This window comes from Comamonas testosteroni (genome assembly GCF_000761245.1).
In the GTDB taxonomy this organism is placed as follows: Bacteria; Pseudomonadota; Gammaproteobacteria; order Burkholderiales; family Burkholderiaceae_C; genus Comamonas; species Comamonas testosteroni_C.
Genome location: NZ_AWOR01000099.1, coordinates 163,427 through 186,079, shown reverse-complemented (window position 1 = coordinate 186,079; position 22,653 = coordinate 163,427). Strand labels below are relative to the sequence as shown.

The 22,653-nt window shown below is 60.9% G+C and carries 21 protein-coding genes; 12 read left to right on the top strand and 9 right to left on the bottom strand.

The features are described from left to right. Positions 1-229: 229 nt before the first annotated feature. Entirely contained in the window at positions 230-832 is a 603-nt protein-coding gene (locus tag P353_RS26140) for an isochorismatase family protein (RefSeq protein ID WP_003055289.1), read from the bottom strand. Positions 833-1,207: 375 nt separating this feature from the next. Here P353_RS26140 and P353_RS26135 point away from each other — a divergent pair, with 375 nt between their 5' ends. The 6 genes from P353_RS26135 (at position 1,208) to P353_RS26110 (ending at position 6,362) form a co-directional block, all read left to right on the top strand. After that, a complete protein-coding gene (locus P353_RS26135) occupies positions 1,208-1,834 on the top strand; it encodes a C40 family peptidase (RefSeq protein ID WP_034349623.1) in 627 nt (208 codons plus the stop codon). Between the two features lie 198 nt (positions 1,835-2,032). Then, positions 2,033-2,284 carry a GlsB/YeaQ/YmgE family stress response membrane protein gene (locus tag P353_RS26130; protein WP_034376093.1) on the top strand — a complete coding sequence of 84 codons (252 nt, stop codon included), beginning with the start codon at positions 2,033-2,035 and terminating at the stop codon, positions 2,282-2,284. A gap of 66 nt (positions 2,285-2,350) precedes the next feature. Then, complete coding sequence (locus P353_RS26125) at positions 2,351-2,956, top strand: hypothetical protein (RefSeq protein ID WP_034376091.1); 606 nt, start codon at positions 2,351-2,353, stop codon at positions 2,954-2,956. 30 nt (positions 2,957-2,986) lie between these two features. After that, positions 2,987-3,475: an EVE domain-containing protein gene (locus P353_RS26120; RefSeq protein ID WP_034376088.1), complete on the top strand. Its 489-nt coding sequence runs from the start codon at positions 2,987-2,989 to the stop codon at positions 3,473-3,475. 289 nt (positions 3,476-3,764) lie between these two features. Beyond that, a complete protein-coding gene (locus tag P353_RS26115; protein ID WP_034376085.1) occupies positions 3,765-5,177 on the top strand; it encodes an APC family permease in 1,413 nt (470 codons plus the stop codon). 114 nt (positions 5,178-5,291) lie between these two features. After that, a complete protein-coding gene (locus P353_RS26110; RefSeq protein ID WP_232776928.1) occupies positions 5,292-6,362 on the top strand; it encodes an FUSC family protein in 1,071 nt (356 codons plus the stop codon). 47 nt (positions 6,363-6,409) lie between these two features. On the opposite strand, the gene P353_RS26105 is transcribed toward P353_RS26110, so the two are convergent. After that, complete coding sequence (locus P353_RS26105) at positions 6,410-8,164, bottom strand: amidohydrolase (protein ID WP_034376212.1); 1,755 nt, start codon at positions 8,162-8,164, stop codon at positions 6,410-6,412. A 165-nt stretch (positions 8,165-8,329) separates the two neighbouring features. Continuing rightward, the gene (locus P353_RS26100) at positions 8,330-9,550 is read right to left on the bottom strand and encodes a CynX/NimT family MFS transporter (protein WP_034376079.1); all 1,221 of its coding nucleotides are present in this window, start codon (positions 9,548-9,550) and stop codon (positions 8,330-8,332) included. 178 nt (positions 9,551-9,728) lie between these two features. Here P353_RS26100 and P353_RS26095 point away from each other — a divergent pair, with 178 nt between their 5' ends. After that, the gene (locus tag P353_RS26095) at positions 9,729-10,448 is read left to right on the top strand and encodes a hypothetical protein (protein ID WP_034376075.1); all 720 of its coding nucleotides are present in this window, start codon (positions 9,729-9,731) and stop codon (positions 10,446-10,448) included. Between the two features lie 33 nt (positions 10,449-10,481). Here P353_RS26095 and P353_RS26090 read toward each other — a convergent pair whose 3' ends face one another. Next, on the bottom strand, positions 10,482-11,321 hold the full coding sequence (locus P353_RS26090; protein ID WP_034376070.1) for an aldo/keto reductase: 840 nt from the start codon (positions 11,319-11,321) through the stop codon (positions 10,482-10,484). A 213-nt stretch (positions 11,322-11,534) separates the two neighbouring features. Here P353_RS26090 and P353_RS26085 point away from each other — a divergent pair, with 213 nt between their 5' ends. From P353_RS26085 to P353_RS26075, 3 genes are all read left to right on the top strand, one after another. After that, entirely contained in the window at positions 11,535-12,386 is an 852-nt protein-coding gene (locus P353_RS26085; protein WP_034376066.1) for a DUF2167 domain-containing protein, read from the top strand. A gap of 88 nt (positions 12,387-12,474) precedes the next feature. Then, positions 12,475-13,227, top strand: coding sequence for a hypothetical protein (locus P353_RS26080; RefSeq protein WP_034376063.1), 753 nt, complete (start codon positions 12,475-12,477; stop codon positions 13,225-13,227). Positions 13,228-13,289: 62 nt separating this feature from the next. Continuing rightward, positions 13,290-13,604: a DUF2322 family protein gene (locus P353_RS26075; RefSeq protein WP_034376060.1), complete on the top strand. Its 315-nt coding sequence runs from the start codon at positions 13,290-13,292 to the stop codon at positions 13,602-13,604. A gap of 6 nt (positions 13,605-13,610) precedes the next feature. Here P353_RS26075 and P353_RS26070 read toward each other — a convergent pair whose 3' ends face one another. The 5 genes from P353_RS26070 to P353_RS26050 form a co-directional block, all read right to left on the bottom strand. After that, the gene (locus P353_RS26070) at positions 13,611-14,840 is read right to left on the bottom strand and encodes a GGDEF domain-containing protein (protein WP_034376211.1); all 1,230 of its coding nucleotides are present in this window, start codon (positions 14,838-14,840) and stop codon (positions 13,611-13,613) included. Between the two features lie 175 nt (positions 14,841-15,015). Continuing rightward, on the bottom strand, positions 15,016-16,176 hold the full coding sequence (locus P353_RS26065) for a YbdK family carboxylate-amine ligase (protein WP_080750691.1): 1,161 nt from the start codon (positions 16,174-16,176) through the stop codon (positions 15,016-15,018). Then, on the bottom strand, positions 16,166-17,449 hold the full coding sequence (locus P353_RS26060; RefSeq protein WP_034376059.1) for a cation:proton antiporter: 1,284 nt from the start codon (positions 17,447-17,449) through the stop codon (positions 16,166-16,168). Before P353_RS26060 ends, P353_RS26065 begins: the two co-directional genes overlap by 11 nt. Positions 17,450-17,846: 397 nt before the next feature. Further along, positions 17,847-19,022, bottom strand: a complete 1,176-nt coding sequence (locus P353_RS26055; protein WP_034376056.1) for a M20 aminoacylase family protein — start codon at positions 19,020-19,022, stop codon at positions 17,847-17,849. A gap of 15 nt (positions 19,023-19,037) precedes the next feature. After that, on the bottom strand, positions 19,038-20,381 hold the full coding sequence (locus tag P353_RS26050) for a DUF3100 domain-containing protein (protein WP_034376054.1): 1,344 nt from the start codon (positions 20,379-20,381) through the stop codon (positions 19,038-19,040). Between the two features lie 177 nt (positions 20,382-20,558). Here P353_RS26050 and P353_RS26045 point away from each other — a divergent pair, with 177 nt between their 5' ends. Both P353_RS26045 and P353_RS26040 read left to right on the top strand, forming a co-directional pair. Continuing rightward, complete coding sequence (locus tag P353_RS26045) at positions 20,559-21,497, top strand: LysR family transcriptional regulator (RefSeq protein WP_052085022.1); 939 nt, start codon at positions 20,559-20,561, stop codon at positions 21,495-21,497. Positions 21,498-21,585: 88 nt separating this feature from the next. Beyond that, a complete protein-coding gene (locus P353_RS26040; protein WP_034376051.1) occupies positions 21,586-22,653 on the top strand; it encodes an AAA family ATPase in 1,068 nt (355 codons plus the stop codon).

Here is a 22,653-nt window from a genome sequence, read left to right as displayed (position 1 = left end):
AGAGAGCTTTCTGAATTCATAATTATTCATAATGCGCTTGCCAAAAACTGACAGCGCTTGACAACTGCATCCATGCAGCTTGGTGTAGTGGCTCAACCCATGAAGGCCGTCGCCGGGCCGGGCTCGGCTCCTGAGACCTGAACATCACTGAATAGAGATCTGACGCGCCAATGCATCGCCCAAAGAAAAAGCGCCCAAAGGCGCTTATTTCCTGAATAGCTGCAAGCGATTACTTGACCAGAGCCAGCATCTCCTTGAAGGCAGGGTCTTCGCAGGTGCGCAGCCACTCGAACATCACCATCTCGGTGGTCACCAGTTCGGCGCCGGCACCCGCCAGACGGTCAAATGCCGCATCCCGGTTACGCTCGGTTCGCGAACTGCAAGCATCCGTCACCACCCACACATCGAACTCATCTTCCAGCAGCTCCAGGGCCGTCTGCAACAGGCACACATGGGTTTCGCAACCCGCAATCACCACCATATTGCGCTCGGGCGCCTGCTGCTGAGGCTTTTGCAGATGCTTGGGCAAGCTGCGCGCATTGCCGCCTTGCGGCTTGGCGGGAGGACGCAGCCATTCACCCAGACCCTCAGGCACGGCGCTGAAATACATTTTCTCCAGCGTCTTCTGGCACAGCGCCTTCAGCTCCGCATTGTTGGCGCCAAGGCGCGAGGGGTTCTGCTCCGTTCCCCAGACAGGCACCTCCAGCAACTGCGCCATCTTGGCCAGCTTGACGGCATTGGCCAGCGCTTGTGCGCCTTCATGGATGACGGGCATCAGCTTGTCCTGGTAGTCCACCAGAACCAGTTGCGACTCGGAAGCTTCTAACAACATGGCAAATCTTTCTTAAAACTGTATCAAGCCTGCCGCCAAAAAGCGCAGCGCTTGCGCAAGACCGGCGTGCGATGCGCCAAAGAAGCGCGCCGCATCGGCTGCAATCGATGGCGCTATTGTCGCTGCAAGCGCATTCCGGGGCAGAGAGTCCGTCAATGCAACGCCTTTTTCATGTCAATACCATGAATTGGTGCATTCCCGACCCGCATTCACCAGAATGGGGAAATTACGTACTGTCATACGCTGCAAATTTGAGAGCAGCTCACGCAATAAGCTTATGCCCGCAGCTCACTTGCTGTGCTGCATCAAAAACCAAGAGAAAAAATTGGAAATAGAGTCCCCATCCTACAAATGAACGTGTTACCCTCACGCCCCATGTCCCGATGGCTTATTGCACTTCTATTTGTCGGCGTTACCTCAGCGCACGCGGCGCCTAGCGAGCAGCGTGACGACGACATGGCCCAGTTGCTGGTCAACCGCGGCCTCATCACGCAGTTGCGTGAAGCTCGACACTCCGTGGCCGAGAAGACGACTGATTTCGTGCGCGAAGCACGTCAGAACGTGGCCGAGAAAACCTCCGATCTGGTGGTGACGGCCATGGGCTTCCTTGGCGTTCCCTATCGTCTGGGCGGCACCAACGCAGAAACTGGCTTCGACTGCAGCGGTTTTGTGCGTGCCATCTACTCACAGACCATGGGCAAGGTTCTGCCTCGCGTCTCTGCCGAACAGGCCAACGCCACTCAGCAGATCGACCGCAGCGACCTCAAGCCCGGCGACCTGGTGTTCTTCAACACCATGCGCCGCACGTTCAGCCATGTGGGTATCTACGTGGGTGATGGCAAATTCATCCACGCACCGCGCACCGGTGCCAGCGTACGTGTGGAAAGCATGCAGACCTCCTACTGGGCGCGCCGCTTTGACGGCGCCCGCCGCGTCGAAGGTGCTGACGCCTCGGCCACCACGGCTGCTGCATATAGCGCCCTGGGCCCATTGCAGCCCTGATTCCGAATCGGGGCTTGACCAAAACGCCTGCTTTCTGCAGGCGTTTTTGTTTCACCCTTGGGTGGCCGATGTAGCCCATGCCTCCGTATGTTTTCATGCAAGAACCACGCTCGCGCCGACATTCAGAATCGTCCGACAGAGTCGGACCGTCGGGCCGCGTAGAGTCACCTTCGTCAAAGCACCAACAGGGAACAGAATATGTCCATCATCGGAACCATCATCGTCGGTCTTATCGTCGGTTTGATTGCGCGGGCCATCAAGCCAGGCAATGACAGCATGGGCTGGATCATGACGATTCTTCTCGGTATCGTCGGCTCGTTTGTAGCCACCTATCTCGGCTCGGCCATGGGTTGGTACCAGCCTGGACAAGCCGCAGGCTGGATCGCATCGGTCATTGGGGCCGTGATTCTTTTGTTTATTTATGGCATGGTGCGCGGTAAGGCCAACTGAATCTGAATTCCGACATAAAGGGGCCGACCAGCCCCTTTTTCTATTTCCGACATCTCCTTATCGAATATGTGGAAAAAAGACCCGAGCTTCAGAAACCTTAGCGCGACCAGAGCGGAGCGCAAAGACATTGCCCAAGCCGCTGAACGGGCCCGCAAACTACTGAGAAGACGGGCACTCGTCAGCGCTGCCGCCAGTGCCATCCCCATACCCGGTCTGGACTGGGCAGCAGATGCCGCCCTGCTCGCACAGCTCTATCCGCGCATCAACCAGGAGTTCGGGTTGACGCCAGAGCAACTCGACCAACTCACGCCAGGAAAGCGCGAGCAAGTCCAGAAAGCCATCGCCATGGTTGGCTCCGTGCTGATCGGCAAGTTCATCACCCGCGACATGGTGCTGCGCCTCGGCAAAGCCATGGGTTTGCGCATGAGCACCAAGCAGGCTGCCAGATATGTGCCGCTACTGGGTCAGATCGCAGCTGCATCCATAGGCTACGCGACGCTGCGCTATCTGGGCGAGCGCCATATTCAGGACTGTATGCGGGTGGTGGAAGAAGCCGAGCTGGACATCCCAGGCCGCTGGCTGGACACCCGAAATCTGCTGCAACGCAATAGCGATCTGGTGCGCAATTGGCAGCAAGACCGCGGTCCCTGGCATCGTGGTCGTGATGACTGAGACAGCAACCTCCTCGCCGACAATGCACCTATGATCGACAGCAGCCCCCAAGCCCATCGTTACTGGCTCATGAAGAACGAGCCCGACGAATACTCCATCGACCATGCTCTGGCGTCCCCCGAACAGACCATTGCCTGGAATGGCGTGCGCAATTACCAGGCACGCAATTTCATGCGTGACGATATGCAGGTGGGTGACGGCGTGCTGTATTGGCATTCCAGTTGCGCCGATCCTGGGATTTACGGCATTGCCCGCATTGCCGGCAATCTGCGCGTGGACCCTTCCCAGTTCGACCCTGCGGACCCCTATTACGACCCTAAGTCCCAGATAGACAAACCGCGCTGGCTTATGCTGGATGTGCAGGCATTGAAAAAGATCCGCCCACTGCTGATGCCGGAACTACGCGAGCAGCCTCAGCTGGCGCAGATGCGCGTGCTGCAAAAAGGCAATCGTCTCTCCATTACCCCGGTGACCGAAGGCGAATGGCAATGCATTCAGTCTCTGCTGCAAGGGAGTTGAGACTCAACATATGCAAGCTCTTCTATTCATAGCAAACTATGCTTATACCGCCTGAAACCAAAGGCGATTTTCATCATAAATAAACTCGAAAGCGACAAAAGCCGATAATGCCGACTTTTCGTTGTTGACCGACCCAAGGCTCAGCGAGACCCAAGAACGGCGCCCTGCTTCAGGGTGTGCCCAACCCATTGATAGCACGGTGGCAACCAAGCGAGGACTCATCTCTCCAATGCATTGCCACGCGCAGGCCCGTGCAGGTTTTGTGCCGGCTCTCTTGTTCTTGTAGAAGATGACTGCACTGACTGATCGCCCACCTTTGGCAGCCTCGACCTCATCCCCCACTCGCCTGCAAAAGACTCTGCTGCTATGGCATGTGGTAATCATCGGCCTGGCCTATATCCAGCCGATGACATTGCTGGACACCTTCGGCATGGTCTCGCGCGACTCACTGCAACATGTGCCCGCCTCCTACTTTGTTGCCTTGCTGGCAGTGCTGCTGACCTCGCTGAGCTACGGCCACATGATCCGGCGCTACCCCTCCTCGGGCTCCGCCTACACCTATGCGCAAAAGGCCATTCACCCCAATGTGGGCTTCATGGTGGGCTGGTCGTCGTTGCTGGACTATCTACTCTCGCCCATGGTCAATATCTTGCTGGCCAAGATCTATCTGACATCCATGTTCCCCGAGGTCAACCACTGGGCCTGGATCATCAGTCTGACCGCGCTGATGGTCTGCGTGAATCTGCGCGGCATTCGATTCGTCGCCCATTTCAACGGCTTGATCGTCTTCTTCCAACTGCTCATCATCGTCATCTTCACCTTTATGGTCTGGCGCGATCTGCATGCAGACCGTAATGTCCTGGGCGCGATTGCCGAACATGGCGGCCAGGGCCTGTGGACGCTGTCGCCCTTCTGGAGCGCCCAGGCCGAAATCGGCGCACTGATTACGGGAGCCACCATTCTCTGTTTTTCGTTCACGGGCTTTGACTCGCTGAGTTCACTGGCCGAAGAAACCCACGACACCCGAAACACCTTGCCCAAGGCCATTTTTCTGACAGCGCTGATTTCTGGCCTGATCTTCATCGTGGCCACGTATTTTCTGCAGCTATATTTCCCCGGTGACCCCGGTCAGTACTTCGAGGCCGTGGACGAAACCCAGCCCGAGATCCTCTATCTGGTGGGCGGCGCGCTGTTCAGGTCAGTGGTACTGTCCTTTGCCATCATCACCGTCATGGCCTCGGGCATCGCGGCTCACGCTGGTGTATCGCGCCTGATGTATGCAATGGGCCGCGACGGCGTGATCCACCAGCGCTTCTTCGGCCACATCAGCCCCAGGTCCTTCACGCCTTCCTACAACATTGTGCTGGTGGGCGCGGTGGCGCTGACCGCTGGCTTTCTGAGCCTGGAATATGTGGTCGCCCTGATCAGCTTCGGCGCGCTGACGGCTTTCAGTTTTGTCAATCTGTCGGTGCTGGCTGAATATATTTGGCGCCAGGGCCGCTGGCACAGCCTGGGCGACCTGCTACGCTATCTTGTCACCCCGTTGCTGGGCTTCATCAGCGTAGGCGCCATGTGGCTGGAGGTAGAGTCCCGCTCGCTGATCTCGGGCATCATCTGGGGCAGTATCGGCCTTGCCTATCTGTCCATCATCACCAGTGGATTTCGCAAGACTCCGCCTCAGTACGACGACACTGCTGACTGATCCGCCGGCTGCATTTTCCGGTGACGTGGCGTATTTCCCACAGGGCAATCTCACGGCGCCCTCTAACATCCTTGAATCAGAGTCTGATTGACAGCCATGCCAAGGAGTTTGAGATTGCGCTGGAGCACCCCGTTCATGCTGGCCTGGCGCCGTGCCAAGACCACTTTTCCATCGCGGGCTAGGCTGGCCCTGCGTGATGCGATTGCCGCTGCACTGGCCAGCATGCTGGCCTGGGTCATCGCCCAGCAGCTTTGGGGCCACCCCAAGCCTGCCTTCGCCGTGGTCACCGCCGTGATCTGCCTCGCCCCGGGGCTGCCCAGCCATCTGAAACAGGCGCGCAGTCTGCTCATAGGCTGCACACTGGGCATCGTGATCGGCGATCTGCTGTGGCAGTTGCCCGAGCAGCATCTGTTGCTGCGCATGAGTCTTGGTGCATTCCTCTCCATCCTGCTCGGCGCCATCATCGGCCCCGCGCCCGTGGTGCCGATTCAAGCCGGGGTCTCGGTGATTTTGGTGTTGGTGCTCGGCCCCAGCATGGCGGGCGGAGCCCGTCTGCTGGACGTCACGGTCGGTGCTGCGGTCGGGCTTATCTTCAGCCAGGTGCTGCTGACCTCCAATCCCATCAAGGATATGGGCCGAGCCGCCTCGATCTTTCTCAAGCAGCTTGCCAATGGTCTGGATCTGATTCTCAAGGCCTGCCAGCAGCAAAAAGCCGATGCGGCAGAAACTGCCCTCGGACAGCTATCGCTGGCGCATGAATCGCTGGCCGCCCTGCGCGCCGCTGTAGGCCAGGCCCATTCCTCGCGCCGCTGGTCCCTGCGCGGACGGCTCAACGCAGAGCGACTGGCCTTTGTCACCCGTCGCTATGACCGACATGCCGTGCGCGTCTATGCCACGGCTCTGCTGCTGGCCGAGAGTCTGAACCGCGCCACTGCCCACACCAGGATGCCGCCGCCGGCCGCGATAGCCGACTACTGCCGCTGGCTGACGCACGCCTGTCTGGATCTAGCCAACCAGCCAACCGTGGTAGCGCTCAAGGCTGATGATCCACTGGCGACCATGGATAACTGCCCTGCATCACCTGCACCGACGGAAGTACTTCAGCCCGAATGGTTGCTGGTGCACGAAAACGCCCAGCAACTGGAGCGTGCATTGCGCGCCCTTATCGGCTCGCGTGATGCGTGAAAACATTCCCCAAAACGCATACCTATCAATCGCAAGCGGCCCTCAAATCAGAAGTTTGACCCGTCGCGCTTGTAAACCGTGCGCCCTTCCTTGATGGTCTCCAGCACCTGGAGATTGGAAAGCTGATGCGGCGGCACGGTCAGCGGGTTGTCCGAAAGCACGACCAGATCGGCCAGCTTGCCGACCTCGATGGAGCCCTTGCGGTCGTCCTCGAAATGCTGGTAGGCCGACCAGATGGTCTGCGCCTTGAGCGCCACCCAAGGCGAGACGCGATGCTCCGGCCCCAGCACACGACCTGAGCGCGTCGTGCGATTCACCGTGGCATCGAGCACACGCATAGACGATGGCAGGGCCACAGGCGCATCGTGATGAGACGTGAACACCATGCCCTCACCCAGCACCCAGCCTGTCGGCGAGATGTTCTGCGCGCGCGGATCACCCAGCACCGAATCATGGTGCCAGTCGCCCCAGTAAAAGGTATGCATGGGAAACAGCGACGGGAAAATGCCCAACTCCTTGAGCTGACTAACCTGGTCGCGTCGCAGCGTCTGACCGTGAATCAGCACCGGACGTACGGCACGCGCCTGCTCTACGGGGCCGCTGGCACGCACGGCAGCGATGAACTGGTCAATCGCCGCATCGCCGTTGCCATGCACCAGAATCTGCCAGCCGTTGTGGATGGCCTTGGCCACCTGCTCGTTGGCCCTGGCATCGCTTAGCACTCCATAGCCACGGTAGCCAGCCTTCTGGCCATCGGGCGGCACCAGATACGGCTCGGTCAGCCAGGCCGTCTTGCCCTGGGGCGAGCCATCAAGCGTGAGCTTGACACCGCCAATACGGAAACGATTGGTATAGCTACGGCTGAACTTGAGCTTGTTGGCCAGCGCGCCATCACCCAGTTGCAGTATGTCGGGATAGGACACCACGTCGATGACCAGCCGACGCGCCTCGGCAGCCGCCATGGCCGAGGCGATCGCGCCTGCGTCGGAGCGACCGTCCTGCACCGTGGTGTAGCCGAACTCCAGATAAAGCTGCTGGGCTTTTTCCAGCCAGTCCATGGACTGCTCCAGCGTGAGCTTGGGCATGATCCTGCCCAGGCTGTGGAAGAAGGCGTTCTCCTCCAGCACCCCATTGGGCACTGGGCTGCCGGCACGGCGACGAATCACTCCGCCCTCGGGGTTGGGTGTGCCCGGACCAATGCCGGCACGGGCCAGAGCTGCCGAATTGAGAGCACCGAAATGCCCTGACTGATGAATCACGGCAATCGGCAGATCACGCGAAACGGCATCAAGGTCGTCACGTGTGGGATGACGCCGCTCCTGGAGCTGGGAATCGTCATAGCCAAAACCGAGCACGATGCCCAGCTGTTTGACCTCAGGCGAGGTCTGGATGTACTCGCGCAGCGTCTGCTGCAAATCAGAGATAGAGGCGTTGCCGCCGTCGGGCGGAGGCAGCAGATTGGCCGAAATGGCCTGCAGCCCCACGCCGCCGATATGGCTGTGCGGGTCCACAAAGCCCGGAATCAGCGTACGCCCCTGCAAGTCCACCATGCGCGTGCCGAGGCCGCGCAAGGATTCCAGTGCCTGCAGCGAGCCGATGGCGGCAATAACTCCGGCATTCACCGCCACGGCTTCCACCTGGGGCTGTGCGTCGTTCATGGTGAGAATAGGGCCGCCGTAGAAGATCATCTCGGCGGGCCTGACTGCGGTCCTGGAACGGCGCGAAGCACAGCCCGCAAGCCAGGGCGTTGATGACAATGCCGTCAGCGAAGCTGCGGTGGCGAGAAACTGGCGCTTTTGCATCATGGACCTCCACAAGACTGCAGCGTAACCGCAGTTCGGACCCGAATCATGCGGAAGCTGCAAGTCATGCCCATGCGCCGGAGCAAGAGAACATCATCAAATCGCCCCAAAGCGCCCATTCAGAATGCGCTTTCAGCTCATAAATACAGAGCAGATCCATCACACTCAGGCCTTGAGACGGCTCCAGCAACGCCCTACTCCCAGCGCCAGCAGCCAGCCCAGCACACACATGCTGCCCGTCACCATCCAGGTGAACTGCCAGCCGCCCATCTGCATGGCCACGGCCGCCACCAGTGGTGGACCGGCAAACTGCCCCACGCAAGACCATTGCTGCATGAAACCCACGGTGGTGGATACCGTGGCCGGGCTGGGCGCCAGGTGCATGGCCGTGGTGAACAGGGTAGCCGGTATCAGGCCACCAGTCGCCGAGAACAGCGCCACGGCCACGAAGCGCAGCCAAAGCGGTGCCAAGGGCTCGCCGCCGACCTGCACATAGGCCAGCAGCGCCGTCAGCCCCATCAACACATAGCCGGTCTGCAGGCAGCGCGCGGGGCTCCAGCCCCGATGCAACAACCTGCCTGCGGCCACATTGCCCAGCATATTGCTGGCGGCGACCACGGCAGTCAGCAGGCCGGCCAGCTTGGCGCCGAGGCCGGCCTCCGCATACAGGGTGGGTAAAAATCCTACAACCCCCATCCACTGGCTCGAATACACCATAAAGCCCAGCGACACCAGCCAGGGGCTGGGGCTGCGCAAGGTGCGGGCCAGACGCGGACGCCAGCCCTCATCAGCCGTGGCTGCACGGGCATCTGTTGCTGCATCATCCGCAGGCACCATGCGCCAAACCGCATAGGCAGCCAAGGCAGAGGTGCAGCCCAGCGCAATCCACCAGACCTGCCAGCTGCTTGCCTGCAGCACCCAGGGCCCCAGCAGCAAGCCCATGGCACTGCCAATGGGCATATAGGAACCCCACCACCCCATACGTGTCCCCAGTTCGGACGGCTTGACCGCACGGCGTATCAGCCCCGGTGCAGGCATGGCCACCAGCAAGAACCCAAGACCTTCAAGCGCGCGCAGCGCCAGCAGCCAGGCAAAGCCCGTGGCCGCAGCGCCCACCGCGCTGGACACAGCCATCAGCATCAGCCCCGTCAGCAGGCTGCGACGCAGCCCCCATTTGTCGGCGCCCAGCCCCACCAAAAGGCCCAGCAACATGCCCGCCACCTGAACAGTGGAGAGCAGAAATCCGGCCTGCACCAGGGACACGCCCAGTTGCTGCTGCAGCAAGGGAACAGCGGGCGGCAGCTTGCCTACATGCAGCGAGGCACTGACGCCGGCTGCGACGATGATCCATGAGGGGTTCAGGCCCCGGCTAGTCACTGGCTCCACGACGTTGTCTCTTTTTTCTCAGCTAAGTGATATGTCAACTATCTAGCATATGGCAAAACACGAGACCGATTGACATGCATTGCCATAGGCGCCGCAGGCACGAGTCACTCTCGCCCGGATCGCATAAAAATTGTGCAAACTCGCTTTCATGACCAACGACTCCGTTTGAAGGAACTCCATGCGCTCTTCGCTTGATTTCAGCTCCTGGACCTCCTTGCTCTCCACAGTGCTGGGACTGTTGCTGGTGACCTGCCTGATGATGGGCATTCGCCTGTTATTCATGCAGACCGTGCAAAAGCGGCGCGAGCGTGAGAACCGGCAGATCAACGAGCGACTCAAGACCTTGATCGCCGCCTACAAAACGCTGGGCAGCTCGTTCACAGGCACGCTGAGCGTCAGTCCTCTGCATCTGCGCGACCTCAGGCAAAACGATGAGACGTCACCGCAATCGCCAGCCAGCGAGAGCCTGAACGAGCGCCGGCGTCGCATCCGGGATGCCGTGGAAGCCGCGCTGTCCGACATCATCCTGCTGGGTACCGAGGAACAAGTGGAACTGGCAGCCCGGGCAGCGCAGGATATGGTGGCCGGTCGACCGATAGAGACTGCCGCGCTGGTCACCTCGCTGCGCGGCTTTATCCGCGACGCTCTGGATCTCGAACCTATTCCCTCGCATCTCCAGATACCATCCCAGGGCCCGGCAAGGCCGAGTACCGGGGGCGCCGGTGCGAATCGCAAGGCAGGTGAAGTTCAGGGTTCGGGCAGCCGTGGTGGCGCAGGCGCAAGCGTCGGCGGTCAGGGCGCAGGCTTGGGTGCGGGAGGCCTGGGGCTGGGCACGGGACTGGGTTCTGGTCTGAGTGCTGGTACGGGCAGCGAGGATCTCACGGTTCATCGCCCATGACACCACCTCGACCAAGCCTGAAATCCTTCTTGCTCAGAGAATGTCCAGCGGCAGCTTGAAGCGTGGCGGGGGCGAAACAGCGTCGATCAGCGCCAGTTCCTCGGCGCCGAGCCTGAACTGCAGTGAACGGGCATTGTCTCGGATATGGTCTTCGGAGCCGCTTTCGGGGATTGCCAGCACTCTGCCGCTGCGCAGAGCCCAGGCCAGAGCCACCACACTGGCACTGACACCATGGCGATCACCGATTTCAGCGAGCAGGCTCTGCTCAACCAGTTCCCCGTGCCCGAGCGGGCAATAGGCCATCACGGCCACGCCGTTCTTCTGGCACCAGGGCAGCAAGTCATATTCGATACCACGGCTGAAAACGTTGTAGAGCACCTGATTGACCACGCAGTTGCGTCCGCCCGGAACTTGCCACAGCTCCTGCATATCGTCGGTGTCGAAGTTGGAAACGCCCCAATGACGAATCCTGCCCTGCGTCTTCAGATCCTCAAACGCGGCTACCGTCTCGGCCAGCGGCGTATTGCCGCGCCAGTGCAGCAAATAGAGGTCGATACAGTCCACTCCCAGCTTGTAGGCACTGGCCTCGAACGCGCGCGTCACTCCCTTGCGGCTGGCATGCATGGGCAGCACCTTGCTGACCAGAAAAGGCCGGGGCCGACTTGGCGTCCAGTCACGCAGGACCTCGCCAATCAATTCCTCCGAAAGGCCATCGCCATACATCTCGGCGGTGTCGATCACGCTCAGGCCGAGCTGCAGCCCGGTGAGCAAGGCCGCTTTCTCCACGTCCCAGCTACGCCGCCCCTGGCCAAGATACCAGCTGCCCATGCCCAGATTGGCATGCCCCTGTAAGAAAGATATGGCACTGCGCATATGACCGATCTCCAAGAAATTTCTTTAAAACATGCTGTTTGTCCGATATTACTGACGCTTTGCGCTATCAATCCTGCTACTTTGTCAGCTCAGTTTGAGCCACGTTATGCTTCGCTTGCGAATCAACGACGATGATTCGAATGCGTATGTGAAATCAAGTTCGCTATTACCAATAGCTTTCCTCAATAAATTCATAACATGGGAGTTCATTGAATGTTCAAGTCCATCGCGGCCGCCGTTCTCGGCCTGTCACTTTCTCTGGGCGTCTGGGCCAAGACTGAAGCCACTCAGGAGTTACCTCCTGAAATCAAGGCCCTGCACTGGCAGGAAAGCGGCAAGGGAGAAATCGCCGACAAGGCCAGCGTCAAGATTCCATCGGGCTATGCCTTTCTCGGACAGGCCGACACCTCCAAGCTTTTGCAAGCATTTGGCAACCCGCCCACCAGCGATCACTTTTTGATAGCACCCAAATCGCTGGACTGGTTTGCCGTGTTCTCATATGACGACACCGGATATGTGAAGGACGACGAAAAGATCGATGCCGACGACTTGCTCAAATCCATGCAGGCAGGCGACAAGGCTGGCAACGAACAGCGCAAGAAACTCGGCCTTGAAGCACTGTACACCGATGGCTGGCAGGTGCCCCCGCATTACGACACTACCACCAAGCAACTGGAGTGGGGCCTGCGTCTGCGTGGTGAAACAGGTGAAAAAAATGTCAACTACACCTCGCGCATTCTGGGCCGCAGCGGCGTGATGACGGCCACCCTGGTCTCCGACACCGCCACGCTGGCCCAGAACACCGATGAATTCAAGAAGGTGCTCGCCGGCTTCGACTACAACAGCGGCCAGACCTATGCCGAGTTCAAGAACGGTGACAAGGTCGCCGCCATCGGCCTGGGCGCACTGGTGCTCGGCGGTGCGGCCGCGGTTGCCACCAAGAAAGGTCTGTGGGGTGCGATTGCAGGCTTTCTGGCTGCAGGCTGGAAGATCATCGCCGCCGCAGCGGTCGCGCTGTTCGCAGGCATAGGCAAATTGTTTGGCCGCAAGAAAGCCGCCGAATAAAGCATTAGTTCAGCTGCTGCTTCAACCTCCGTAACCCCGCCCCGCGCATCGCTAAGATCGCGGGGTTTGTCTTGTCCCGAAAGCCGTCTTGTATTTCACGATCTCCACGCAGCTGCAGGTAGTTCTGGCCATTGTCCTGTTCTATCTTTATGACGCGGCCTTGCTGCTCAAGCCCGAAGAGGGTTTGCTGCGCCCGCTGCGCTCGGGATGGCGGGCACAGTTGGCCAGCCGGGGCTTCGAGCTGCGGCAGAAACGCCTGCTATGGCTGCCTATTTTTGCACTTCACCGGCCCGTGTACCGGCAGCGCTGGAGCGCCACACGGATTCATCTGCCCGGTGATGCGGTATTTTCCACGGCTGTGGAGGCACATGCCGGCAGCTTCAGGGCGTTTGCGCTGCCGCTGTATCTGCTGGCAGTGCTGCTGTTTCTCGGCCTTCCCGCCGCCTTGCTGGTACTGCATTCCGAACTGATGCAGCTGACTGCACTGGCACTCATCTATCTGAGCACGGCCTGGCTGGGCTGGTTGGCCCTGCGCCATGGCAAGCAGGGCCGCAGCGACCTGGCCTTCGCGCGCTCGACAGCATTTCAAATTCTGCTGTGCCCCCCATTTGCCCTGAATGTGGTGCGTAAGCTCTCGCTGTCATATGAAATACAAGCCGACTTGCTGCAGACGGCCCAGGCTCACATGAGCGTCTCTCAGTGGCAGGACCTCGCAGCACAGGTGCAACAGCTGATGCAACGCGAAATGGATGAAATTGCCGAACTGCCCGAATATGCGCCAACGCTTGCGCAGATGCAGCAGGCACTGCGGGTGCTGGAGCAAAACAGCGCTCGAAGCTGAACAGGCCCTCAGGCTGCCCCCACAATAGCGGCTTCCATCACAGCGACCATCGCGAGCACACCATGGCCTTTGCCGACAACCTCAAGCAACTTCCTTCCATTGCCCATATCTCCGAGTTGCAGCTGATCGACTCCGACGGCAAGCTGGCCGCAAGCATTCCGAATGCACCCGGCAAAGCTGGCTCGGTCACGGTCTACAACGCGCTCTACGCCAAACATGGCAGCATCAACGTGGCGGCTGCCGAAGAAGGCCTGCAGCTGTTTGCCGAGCACACCGAAGACGCCAAGGCACGCCCCGGTGCCCATCCCAATATCGATCGACTGCTGGACGTGATTGCCAGCGGCAAGGGCTATGCCGTGACGGTGATTGCAGCCTGAGCGCCTTCAAGCCCTTTCTCTGATGGAGGGGCTTGATCTTGCTGCCGGGCCTTGGGCTGCCTGCGGCCAGAGGTCTTCGAGACCCACGCACTGAACACGATTGCGCCCCGCGCGTTTTCCTCGATAAAGCGCCGCATCGGCCTGCTGCAGCGCGACGTCAAATGCATGCGAAGCGACGAAGGGATGGGAAACGCCAATCGTTGCCGTGCAAGTAACGCGGCCATGCAGGCTGATGCCCGGTATCGCGATCTCGGCAATCGCGGCACGTATTCTTTCGGCCAGTTGAGGAGCTTCATCCTCCTGCAGTCCCGGGCAGAGAACCACGAACTCCTCACCGCCCAAACGGCATTTCAGGTCACTTCTGCGCGTGCTCTGCTGAATCACTTCCGCCACCCGACAGAGCACAATGTCGCCGAACTGATGCCCGTAGTTGTCGTTGATGCGCTTGAAATGGTCAATATCCACGATCAACAGGTGGACGGACACCCCCTTAGCAGCCGCGAAATGCGCCTCCAGCCCGTTGAGCAGGCCCCGCCGATTGAGCAGCTTGGTCAGTGGATCCTGCGCGGCCATGCTGCTGAGTTCGTCGGTAAGTCGTCGCAACACCAGCCAGACGGCGCCTGGCGGGATCACCGTGCCGAGAAAGGACATATAAATATAGAACACCATCTGAAAACGGCTGTTCATGTCCAGAGCCTGCAAGCCGCCCTGCAGGATCAGCACGAACTTCATCGCATTGAGAGTGCAGATGCCGCCGATAAGAATGGCAAAGACCACCATCTCCACGACCATGTTCCTGGCAAAGCTGCGCATGCCCCGCAGCAAGGTGATCGTCATACCTAGAAACAGCAAGGCACAGGCCCCGGCCAGCATGGCCTGGCGTGCCTCCAGACCCAGTGTTGAATGCACCAGCACCTGCGCCGCGCTATAGACCAGCGCCAGAATCAGCAGTGGCCGCCACACCGGAGTCGGACGATTGAAGAAGCGCATCGCGCCCAGTGCATAGACCACCGGAGCACACAGAGTCAGCGTGTGATTGAGGACACTCACCGCACTCCAGCCCGGCTTGCCGCCCAGCAGCTGCAGCACATAGGCACAACCCAGCAGCAGATTGCCCAGTGCAAAGACCTCCATGCCCATTTTCCTGCCGGGCAATCTGCGACCGATCAGCATGAACAGTACGCAAAAACACAACAGATGCACGCAGAGCATGCCCAGGATGACGGTCGCAACCATGAAATCGCTCATATCCGGTAAAGACAGGTGCTGCATGGCTCAGACCATGAAAACCGCCAGAGCTGCAGATCGACAAAGCCGGACTGGCACATGCTTTGTTCAAGCCTTATCAACCCGCACTCGTAAGTATTTGCAACTTTAACGTCTTATACAGAGCCCAAGATGTCAAAACCGATCAGGGCCGGCCGGAAAATCTGAGCGATGCCTGGCGCACCACTTCGGGCAATTGCTGCACTTGTGCATAGCTCTCACGCAGCCAGCTCGCATCGTTGCCGCGCTGCAGCACCAAGGCCAGCTCCTGCAGCGCGCTCTTGCCTGATGCCGGTGCATGGCTGGTGATGCGCTGCAGGGTCTGCCCTATATGCTCGCGCAGCGACAGCTGCTCGCTGCTCGCGGGGTCCACATAAGTGCCGTCCAGCCCGAATCGACAGGCCTGAAACCGGTTATAGGTATAGACCAGATAGTCGTCCTCACTAGGCTCGAAGGGCTGCTCGCTGAGGAACCAGGCACCCAGCGCCTGCACATAGGCCGCCAGCTGCGCAGCGCGATGGATGGACAGCGGCGTGTCGAAGACGCGCACCTCCACGGTGCCGAACTCGGGCTTGGGGCGGATATCCCAGTAAAAATCCTTCATGCTGTGAATCACGCCCGTGGCCGCCATCTTGGCGAAGTAGCGCTCGAAGTCCTCCCAGTGCAGGGCAAACGGCGCACGACCCGAAAGCGGAAATGCGAACACCGAGTTGAGACGCGCGGAGTCAAATGCCGTGTCCTGGCCCTGCACAAAAGGGCTGGATGCCGACAGCGCAATGAAATGCGGGATATAGCGCGAGAGCCGGTGAAGCATCATCAACGCATCGTCGGCACTGGGACAGCCCACATGCACATGCTGGCCGAAGATGGTGAACTGCTTGGTCAGATAGCCGTACAGCGCCGTCAGCTCCTTGAAGCGCGGCTTGTCATAAATGCGCTGCTGGTGCCATTGCTGGAACGGGTGCGTGCCGCCACCGGCCAGCGCGATATTGAGTCGGTCGGCCGCCTTGACCAGGGCATCGCGTGTAACCGTCAGCTGCTCATAGGCGTCCTGTGCATCCTGACAGATGCCAGTCGAGATCTCGATCATGCTGGAGGTCACCTCCGGCACGATGGAGCCCGGCACCTTGGCGTTCTTGAGCAGAGCCAGCATATCGGGCGCATATGGCGTCATATCGTAGTGATGGGTGTTGAGCAGCTGCAACTCCAGCTCCACGCCCAACGTCAAGGCCTGTGATGGCGCGAATTCGCCCAGACCGCCGGCCTCCGCCGCAGCCGGCTGACTTTGTTCTATCTCATGCGTCATGACGCTTCCCTCCTCTTTGCAAGGCCGCTCGGCCCACACCGCGATGGGCATCGCCGCTGCGCCACAGGGCGGTAGCAGCCAGCAGCACGCCCAGTACCTCGCACACCACAATCACCGGCAGGGCAATGGCCGCCACCTGCTGAGCCACGCTGGCGTTGAAGGCGGTCCATTGCAGTGCGATACCGGACAGCATCAGCAGAGCCAGACCCGACAAAGCCAATTGCCCGCAAGCCACAGGCCACTGCCTGCGCCAGCCTATGCCGGTCCCCAGGCCCAACAGCAAGATGGAGCCGAACTTCCCCAGAATCCTTGCCAGGACAACGCTGGCCACCACCGAAACCATGGCCCAAGACAGATTCACCTGAGAGGCCATGCTGGCCACCAGCACGAACATCAGCAGATTGAGCATGGCATGGGCCGCCTGAAAGGCCTGGGGCCAGACCAGGGGCATGGGGCTGAAGTTGCGCAACATCAGCCCTGCGACCACGAAGCCGAGTGCGGCCGAGCCGCCCCATTGTTCGGCCAGCAGACAGACCGCAGCCATGGCCGCCAGCAGATACAGGGCCGTGGTGTCGCTGCGCGATGACTGCCAGCGCAGCACAGGCCAGAACGCAACCGTGACCAGCAAGGCCCAGAACAGAGTCAGAAGCAAGCTCAGCAGCAGGCGTCCAAGGCCCGCCGTCGAAAATTGCAGGCCACCGCCCGCCGCTTCGGCGACCGGCACAAACACCACCGTCAGCACCAACGCCCCCAACAGCGCCAGCAAGGTACTGATGGTGGCAAGAAGCAGGCTGCGATCGGTCACCGCACCGCTGGCACGCAAATCCTCGGCAATACGCAGCAACACGGCCGGCGAGGCCGCCATGGAAATCACACCAACGGCCAGCGCCACGGCCCAGCCCCAGCCCAGCGCCAGCAAGGTCGCAGCTACCACCGCCAGCGTGACCAGCGACTCGCCAAGGCTTTGCAGCAGCAACCAGGGCTGGCGCAGCAGCCAGGGCAGGGAGACCTGGGAGGCAGCCAGCAGCAGGCTGACGCCCACGGCCACCTCCAGCAGCAAGGCCGTGCTGCCCTGCAACGGCCAGGGCAGATCGCCAAACCCCACCCAGCCGGCCACGAGGCCAACCAGGGTGTAGCCCAGCATGCGCGGATAGCCGGAAAAACGGTGAACCATATGGCCAAGCAAGGCTGCGGCCGCTACCAGCACGCACCAACTCAGCAGCGGCGGAAAACCGGCAGGCCAGATGCCCGCCTCCAGATTGCCAAACGGCATAAAGCGCCCTCCTGTATCAAGACCCGTACAGTGCGACATAGTCACGGCACCAGGGTTGGTGCAGGCAGCGTTGCGAGAGATGCGGTCAGCGCCGCTTGAAAGCCCGGACATGCGCCGGAATGCAACACCTGCTATTGCGCGACCAGCTCTTCTCCAGAGGATCAAGGCGGTCGCCACGCACGCTCCGTGGCCTGCTTGGAACACAACAGGCGCTATCGCGGAGCGCTACAAACATCATAGGGGCGCCAGATCGAATGGCGTTACAGGGTGTCAGCCTTCCGACATTTCTGTGTCCGAATGCATTGCATGTTAGAGTTTTGCAAATCGTCCCAGCATGAAAAATGCCGGGCTCAACTCTGCGTTGCCCCGGCATTGATGCATGTGAAAAAGCCCTTCGTCAGGCCAGCAGCTTGCCGCCCTTCAGCAGCGCTCCCACCAGTTCCACCCAGTAACGCATGCCCAGCGACAGATTGGCGTCGTTGAAGTCGTACCTGGGGTTGTGCAAAGAAGCGCTGTCCTCGCCATTTCCCAGCCAGATATAGACACCCGGGCATTCCTGCGCCATGAAGGCAAAGTCTTCAGAGGCCATGCTGGGCACCATGTCCCGGCGCACCTTGCCTTCGCCCAGCACATCAGTCAGCACCTCGGCGCAGACTTCGGCATGCTGGGGGTTGTTGATGGTCGCAGGATAGCTGACGCGGTAGTCGAGCTTGGCCTCCAGGCCGTGCAGTGCGCATGTCGCGGCAATCGCATCGCGAAAACGTTGTTCGATGCGCGCACGCTGAGGCATGTCGAAGCAGCGCACGGTGCCACGCAGCTTGATGACTTCGGGCATCACGTTATAGGTATCGCCGGCGTTGAAGCTGGTCACGCTCAGCACGGCCGGCTTGTGCACCTCCTGCTCGCGCGCAATCAGCGCGGGAAGGTGAGTCACCAGCTGGCAGGCAGCCAGCAGTGCGTCCTTGCCCAGATGAGGCATGGCGGCATGGCAACCCTTGCCGCTCAGCGTCAGGTCAAAGATGTCGAAGGCCGCCATCACGGCCGTGGAATGCACCGCAGCCGTACCCACGGGCAGGCCCGGCCAGTTGTGCATGCTGTAGACCGCGTCCATGGGGAAGCGCTGGAACAGCCCGTCCTCTATCATGGCGCGCGCGCCACCTTCGTTTTCCTCGGCGGGCTGGAAGATGAAATGCACTATCCCCGCAAAATCGGGCGCTGAGGCCAGGGCCTGGGCCGCCCCCAGCAACATGCTGGTATGGCCGTCATGGCCGCAGGCATGCATGCGGCCTGCGTGCGTGGACGCATGCTCGCACTGGTTGAGCTCCGTCACATTCAACGCGTCCATATCGGCGCGCAGGCCAATGGAGGGACCCGCGCCCATATTGCCCTTGAGCACGGCAACCACGCCTGTACCGGCCAGGCCGGTGTGCACTTCCAGACCAAAGCTCTTCAGCAGTTCGGCCACACGTGCGCTGGTGCGGTGCTCCTGAAACGCGGTTTCAGGGTGACGGTGAAAGTCATGACGCCAGGCTTGCAGCTCCTGCTGGCCGGGCCACTTGATGGTGTTCATCATGGTCTTGCTCCAGCTTTACAGCGTATGGACAAAGGTCTGGGCGATCAGGGTCGCGGCCAGGAACACGCCAGCATTGGCCAGCAGAGAAACCACGACGATGCGCCAGCCCAGGCGACGGAAGGCCGGAATGTCCTTGGCCAGCGACAGGCCCGCGAACGTCAGCATGGGCGTGATCATGGCCAGGAAGTTGACCTTGCCGGTGAGCGCAGCCACCTCGGCAGCATAAGGCGTCAGCGGGAAGGTCATGGCCATGGCGATGAACGAGATCCAGCACACGGCAGGCAGCATGCGGCGCGTGCCGACGTAGATCAGATCACCGACAAACACGGCAGCAATGATGAGCAGCACGCCGGGCAGCGCATCCATCACCGGCACGCCATGGCCGATGCGGTTGCCGATCAGCACCATGGCGCCGACCAGGACCCAGGAAGCGAAGCGCATGCCCAGACCCAGCGCCGGCACCGGTGCCTGCTCTTCGTCATTGGCAGCCGACAGATCCACGACCTGCTCCACCACGGCTTGCTTGCGCTTGCGGCCCAGAATCGGCTCCAGCCATTGATAGGCACGCAGGGCCAGGGGCAGCGAGATGAACAGCGTCAGATACGTGCCCACCGTCGTTGCGATCAGATTGGCGGCAGCGGCAAAAGTGGCGATCTGGTCACTCATTTCGGGATGCTGGGCGGCGATCGCGCCCACGGCGGCGGCCGTCATGCTGCCCGAACCCACGCCGGCACCCATACCCAGGGCCAGTGGGTGGAAGATATTGAGGCTGGAGACAAAGCCGGCCAGCAGCGAGATGAAGATGGCACCGATCAGCGTACCGGTGATGTACTCAGCCAGCACGCCGCGGCCTTCGGGCGAATCCATGCCGAAGCGCTCGCCGATGATGGCCAGACCCGGTTCACGCCCGATGGAGAACGTCGCGCCAATCGCTTCGCGCTTGATGCCCAGCAGCAAGGCCACCGGCATGCCCAGGGCCACGCAACCGACCAGATTGCCCAGCTCCTGCAACACCAGACCCCAGCCAACCTCGGCCAGCTTGGGCAGCGAACCGCCCACCAGCAGGCCCAGCTTGGCAATGAACAGAAACAGCGCACAGGACAGCACAGCGGCGGCCAGATTCTGGCTGTACAGGCTCAGCTGCAGCGGGCCCGGCATACGTTTGCGCAACAGGCCCAGCACCAGGCCGATAAGCAGCGCCCAGATCATGGGCAGCAGCACCACCTTGCCCACGCCCAGCGCAATGGGCAGCGGCCCCAGCCACTCGGACAATGCCGCGATCACCAGCGCCAGTGCAAATACCTGCACCACGCTGCCCACATTCAACGCGGCCTTGGCCGGCTGCACCTCTGTACGCATCAACTTTCCTTGCGCACGACGGCCGCTGCCGACGCGCTGAAATAGCTTTGAACCCTGAAAATGGGCACGGCCAGCCCAAGCTGGCGCTCACCCATGCGGGCGCTGAATATAACAATGCATTTATTGCATACGCATTCTTTTTCTGTTCTAAAAAAGTGAACATACGTATGAATACAGATGCAATTTGGCGACGACAATCGCAACATGCCCGCCTTTCAAGACTCCCGCGCCCGCTATCTGTTTGAAGCCGTCTACTGCGGCTCTGTTCGTGCCGCAGCCGAAAAACTGGGCATCGTACCCTCGGCCGTCAGCCGCCAGATCAGCCTGCTCGAAGAGGAGCTGGGCGTTGCCCTGCTGGAGCGCCATCGCAGCGGTGTGGTCCCCACCGAGGCCGGCCAGTTGCTGCTGGACTATCACCGCGAACATACGGCCCACCGCCACGACATGCTGGCCAAGGTCGATGCGCTGCGCGGCCTGCACAGCGGCAGTGTCAGCGTGGTCAGCGGCGAGGGTTTTGCGCAGGAGCTGATCGACGGGCCCATACGCAATTTTCGGCGGCAATATCCGGGCGTCAGCATCTCGCTGGAAATCTACGGCACGACCGAGATCATGCGCCGCATTCGCGAGGACGCAGCCGAGATCGGTCTGGTCTACTACCCGCCCGCCGACAGCCACATCACCGCGCGGGGTACGGCGCGCCAGCCCATGCACGCCATCGTCCACTCCCAGCACCCGCTGGCCAGCGCTGACCAGACCTCGCTGCAGGAGCTCAGCCAATGGCCTATTGCCATGCTGCAAGGCGTGTATGGCATTCGCCAGCTCGTGGAATATGCCGAACACAAGGACAAGATTCACCTCAGCCCCGCGCTGACCAGCAATCTCATCAGCGTGCTGCTGGCCTTTGTCACCAGCGGCCAGGGCGTGACCCTGCTGCCGCCCTGCTCCGTCACGGCCGAGCTCGCAAGCGGGCGCCTGCGCGCCATCCCCATTCACAACCCTGCATTTCAGGACGCGGAGATGCAGCTCATCACCCGCACCGGCCGCCATCTGTCCCCGGCCGCCAATCGCTTTCTGCTGTACTGCATGCAAGGCATGCAGGCATTTCAAGAGCCATGAGCGGTGGCTCGCGGCCCACAAGACTCGAAGTCGTGGCTGCCTGCGCATATTCAGAGCACCGCTGCGCTTGCCTTAGACTGCACGCAGCATGCAAACCAGTCTGGCTCTCACTCCCTCGCAACTGAGCGAATTCCTTCTCAACGTCACCACCGTACGCCCCGTATTCATCTGGGGTCCTCCGGGCATCGGCAAATCGGCACTGGTCCAGAACTTTGCGCAAAGCGTGGGGCTTGATTGCGTGTCGCTGCTGGGCAGCCAGCTCGCGCCCGAGGATCTGCTGGGCGTGCCGCAGATCATTGACGGCGTAACCCGCTTCTGCCCGCCCGCCATGATTGCGCGTGACCAGCCCTATTGCCTGTTCCTGGACGAGCTCAACGCCTGCAGCCAGGATGTGCAAAAGGCCTTCTACCGCCTGATTCTGGAGCGCCGTGTGGGCGAGTATGTGATGCCCGAGGGCTCCATCGTCATCGCCGCCGGCAACCGCGCGCAGGATTCGGCGATTGTGCGCACCATGTCCTCGGCACTGATCAACCGCATGATTCATGTGCAGCTCAAGGTCAGCGCCAGCGAGTGGCTGCAATGGGCCCAGCAGGCCCAGCTGCATGCTCTGGTGCTGGAATACCTGGCCCAGCGTCCCGATCACCTGTGGAGCCAGCCGCCCAAGCATGAGGAGGCGTTTTCCACGCCGCGCTCCTGGCATATGCTCAGCGACGCCTTGCTCTCCTACGGCGATGCACTGAATCTGCATACGCTGGAAGCCCTGAGCAGCGGCTGCCTCACGCCCCAGCATGCAGCGCAGTTCAAGGCTTTCTACAAGCTCGCCGACGACCGCCACCGCCTGGATGCCATCTTCAAGGGCGACGCCAACTGGCCCCATGCTCCGCAGGACAGAGATGTGCTGTATTTCCTGGCCCAGGCCTTCCGTGCGCGTCTGCTCAAGATCCTGCCCGCCGACAAGCAGCAAAGCGGCGGCGAGCTGCAGCAGACCGTGCACCGCTCCAAGGCCATGCTCAAGGAGCTGGCCCAGATCAGCCTGGAAATGGCGCAGATCGTCACCGCCGAAAGCGACAGCCAGACCTTGCCCGCCTGGTATATGGTTGAAATAGTGCGCGACCTGCCGCGTCTGGTTGAAGCGCGCGAAGCTGCCAGGGCCTGA

Bases quoted from the DNA above. Each gene is read 5' to 3' on its own strand.
- P353_RS26115 (WP_034376085.1), top strand. From the start codon at position 3,765: ATGACTGCACTGACTGATCGCCCACCTTTGGCAGCCTCGACCTCATCC.
- P353_RS26065 (WP_080750691.1), bottom strand. From the start codon at position 16,176: ATGACGCATGAGATAGAACAAAGTCAGCCGGCTGCGGCGGAGGCCGGC.
- P353_RS26070 (WP_034376211.1), bottom strand. From the start codon at position 14,840: ATGGTTGCGACCGTCATCCTGGGCATGCTCTGCGTGCATCTGTTGTGT.
- P353_RS26105 (WP_034376212.1), bottom strand. From the start codon at position 8,164: ATGCAAAAGCGCCAGTTTCTCGCCACCGCAGCTTCGCTGACGGCATTG.
- P353_RS26125 (WP_034376091.1), top strand. From the start codon at position 2,351: ATGTGGAAAAAAGACCCGAGCTTCAGAAACCTTAGCGCGACCAGAGCG.
- P353_RS26130 (WP_034376093.1), top strand. From the start codon at position 2,033: ATGTCCATCATCGGAACCATCATCGTCGGTCTTATCGTCGGTTTGATT.
- P353_RS26140 (WP_003055289.1), bottom strand. From the start codon at position 832: ATGTTGTTAGAAGCTTCCGAGTCGCAACTGGTTCTGGTGGACTACCAG.
- P353_RS26085 (WP_034376066.1), top strand. From the start codon at position 11,535: ATGTTCAAGTCCATCGCGGCCGCCGTTCTCGGCCTGTCACTTTCTCTG.
- P353_RS26120 (WP_034376088.1), top strand. From the start codon at position 2,987: ATGATCGACAGCAGCCCCCAAGCCCATCGTTACTGGCTCATGAAGAAC.
- P353_RS26055 (WP_034376056.1), bottom strand. From the start codon at position 19,022: ATGATGAACACCATCAAGTGGCCCGGCCAGCAGGAGCTGCAAGCCTGG.
- P353_RS26135 (WP_034349623.1), top strand. From the start codon at position 1,208: ATGTCCCGATGGCTTATTGCACTTCTATTTGTCGGCGTTACCTCAGCG.
- P353_RS26090 (WP_034376070.1), bottom strand. From the start codon at position 11,321: ATGCGCAGTGCCATATCTTTCTTACAGGGGCATGCCAATCTGGGCATG.
- P353_RS26045 (WP_052085022.1), top strand. From the start codon at position 20,559: ATGCAATTTGGCGACGACAATCGCAACATGCCCGCCTTTCAAGACTCC.
- P353_RS26040 (WP_034376051.1), top strand. From the start codon at position 21,586: ATGCAAACCAGTCTGGCTCTCACTCCCTCGCAACTGAGCGAATTCCTT.
- P353_RS26050 (WP_034376054.1), bottom strand. From the start codon at position 20,381: ATGCGTACAGAGGTGCAGCCGGCCAAGGCCGCGTTGAATGTGGGCAGC.
- P353_RS26075 (WP_034376060.1), top strand. From the start codon at position 13,290: ATGGCCTTTGCCGACAACCTCAAGCAACTTCCTTCCATTGCCCATATC.
- P353_RS26060 (WP_034376059.1), bottom strand. From the start codon at position 17,449: ATGCCGTTTGGCAATCTGGAGGCGGGCATCTGGCCTGCCGGTTTTCCG.
- P353_RS26095 (WP_034376075.1), top strand. From the start codon at position 9,729: ATGCGCTCTTCGCTTGATTTCAGCTCCTGGACCTCCTTGCTCTCCACA.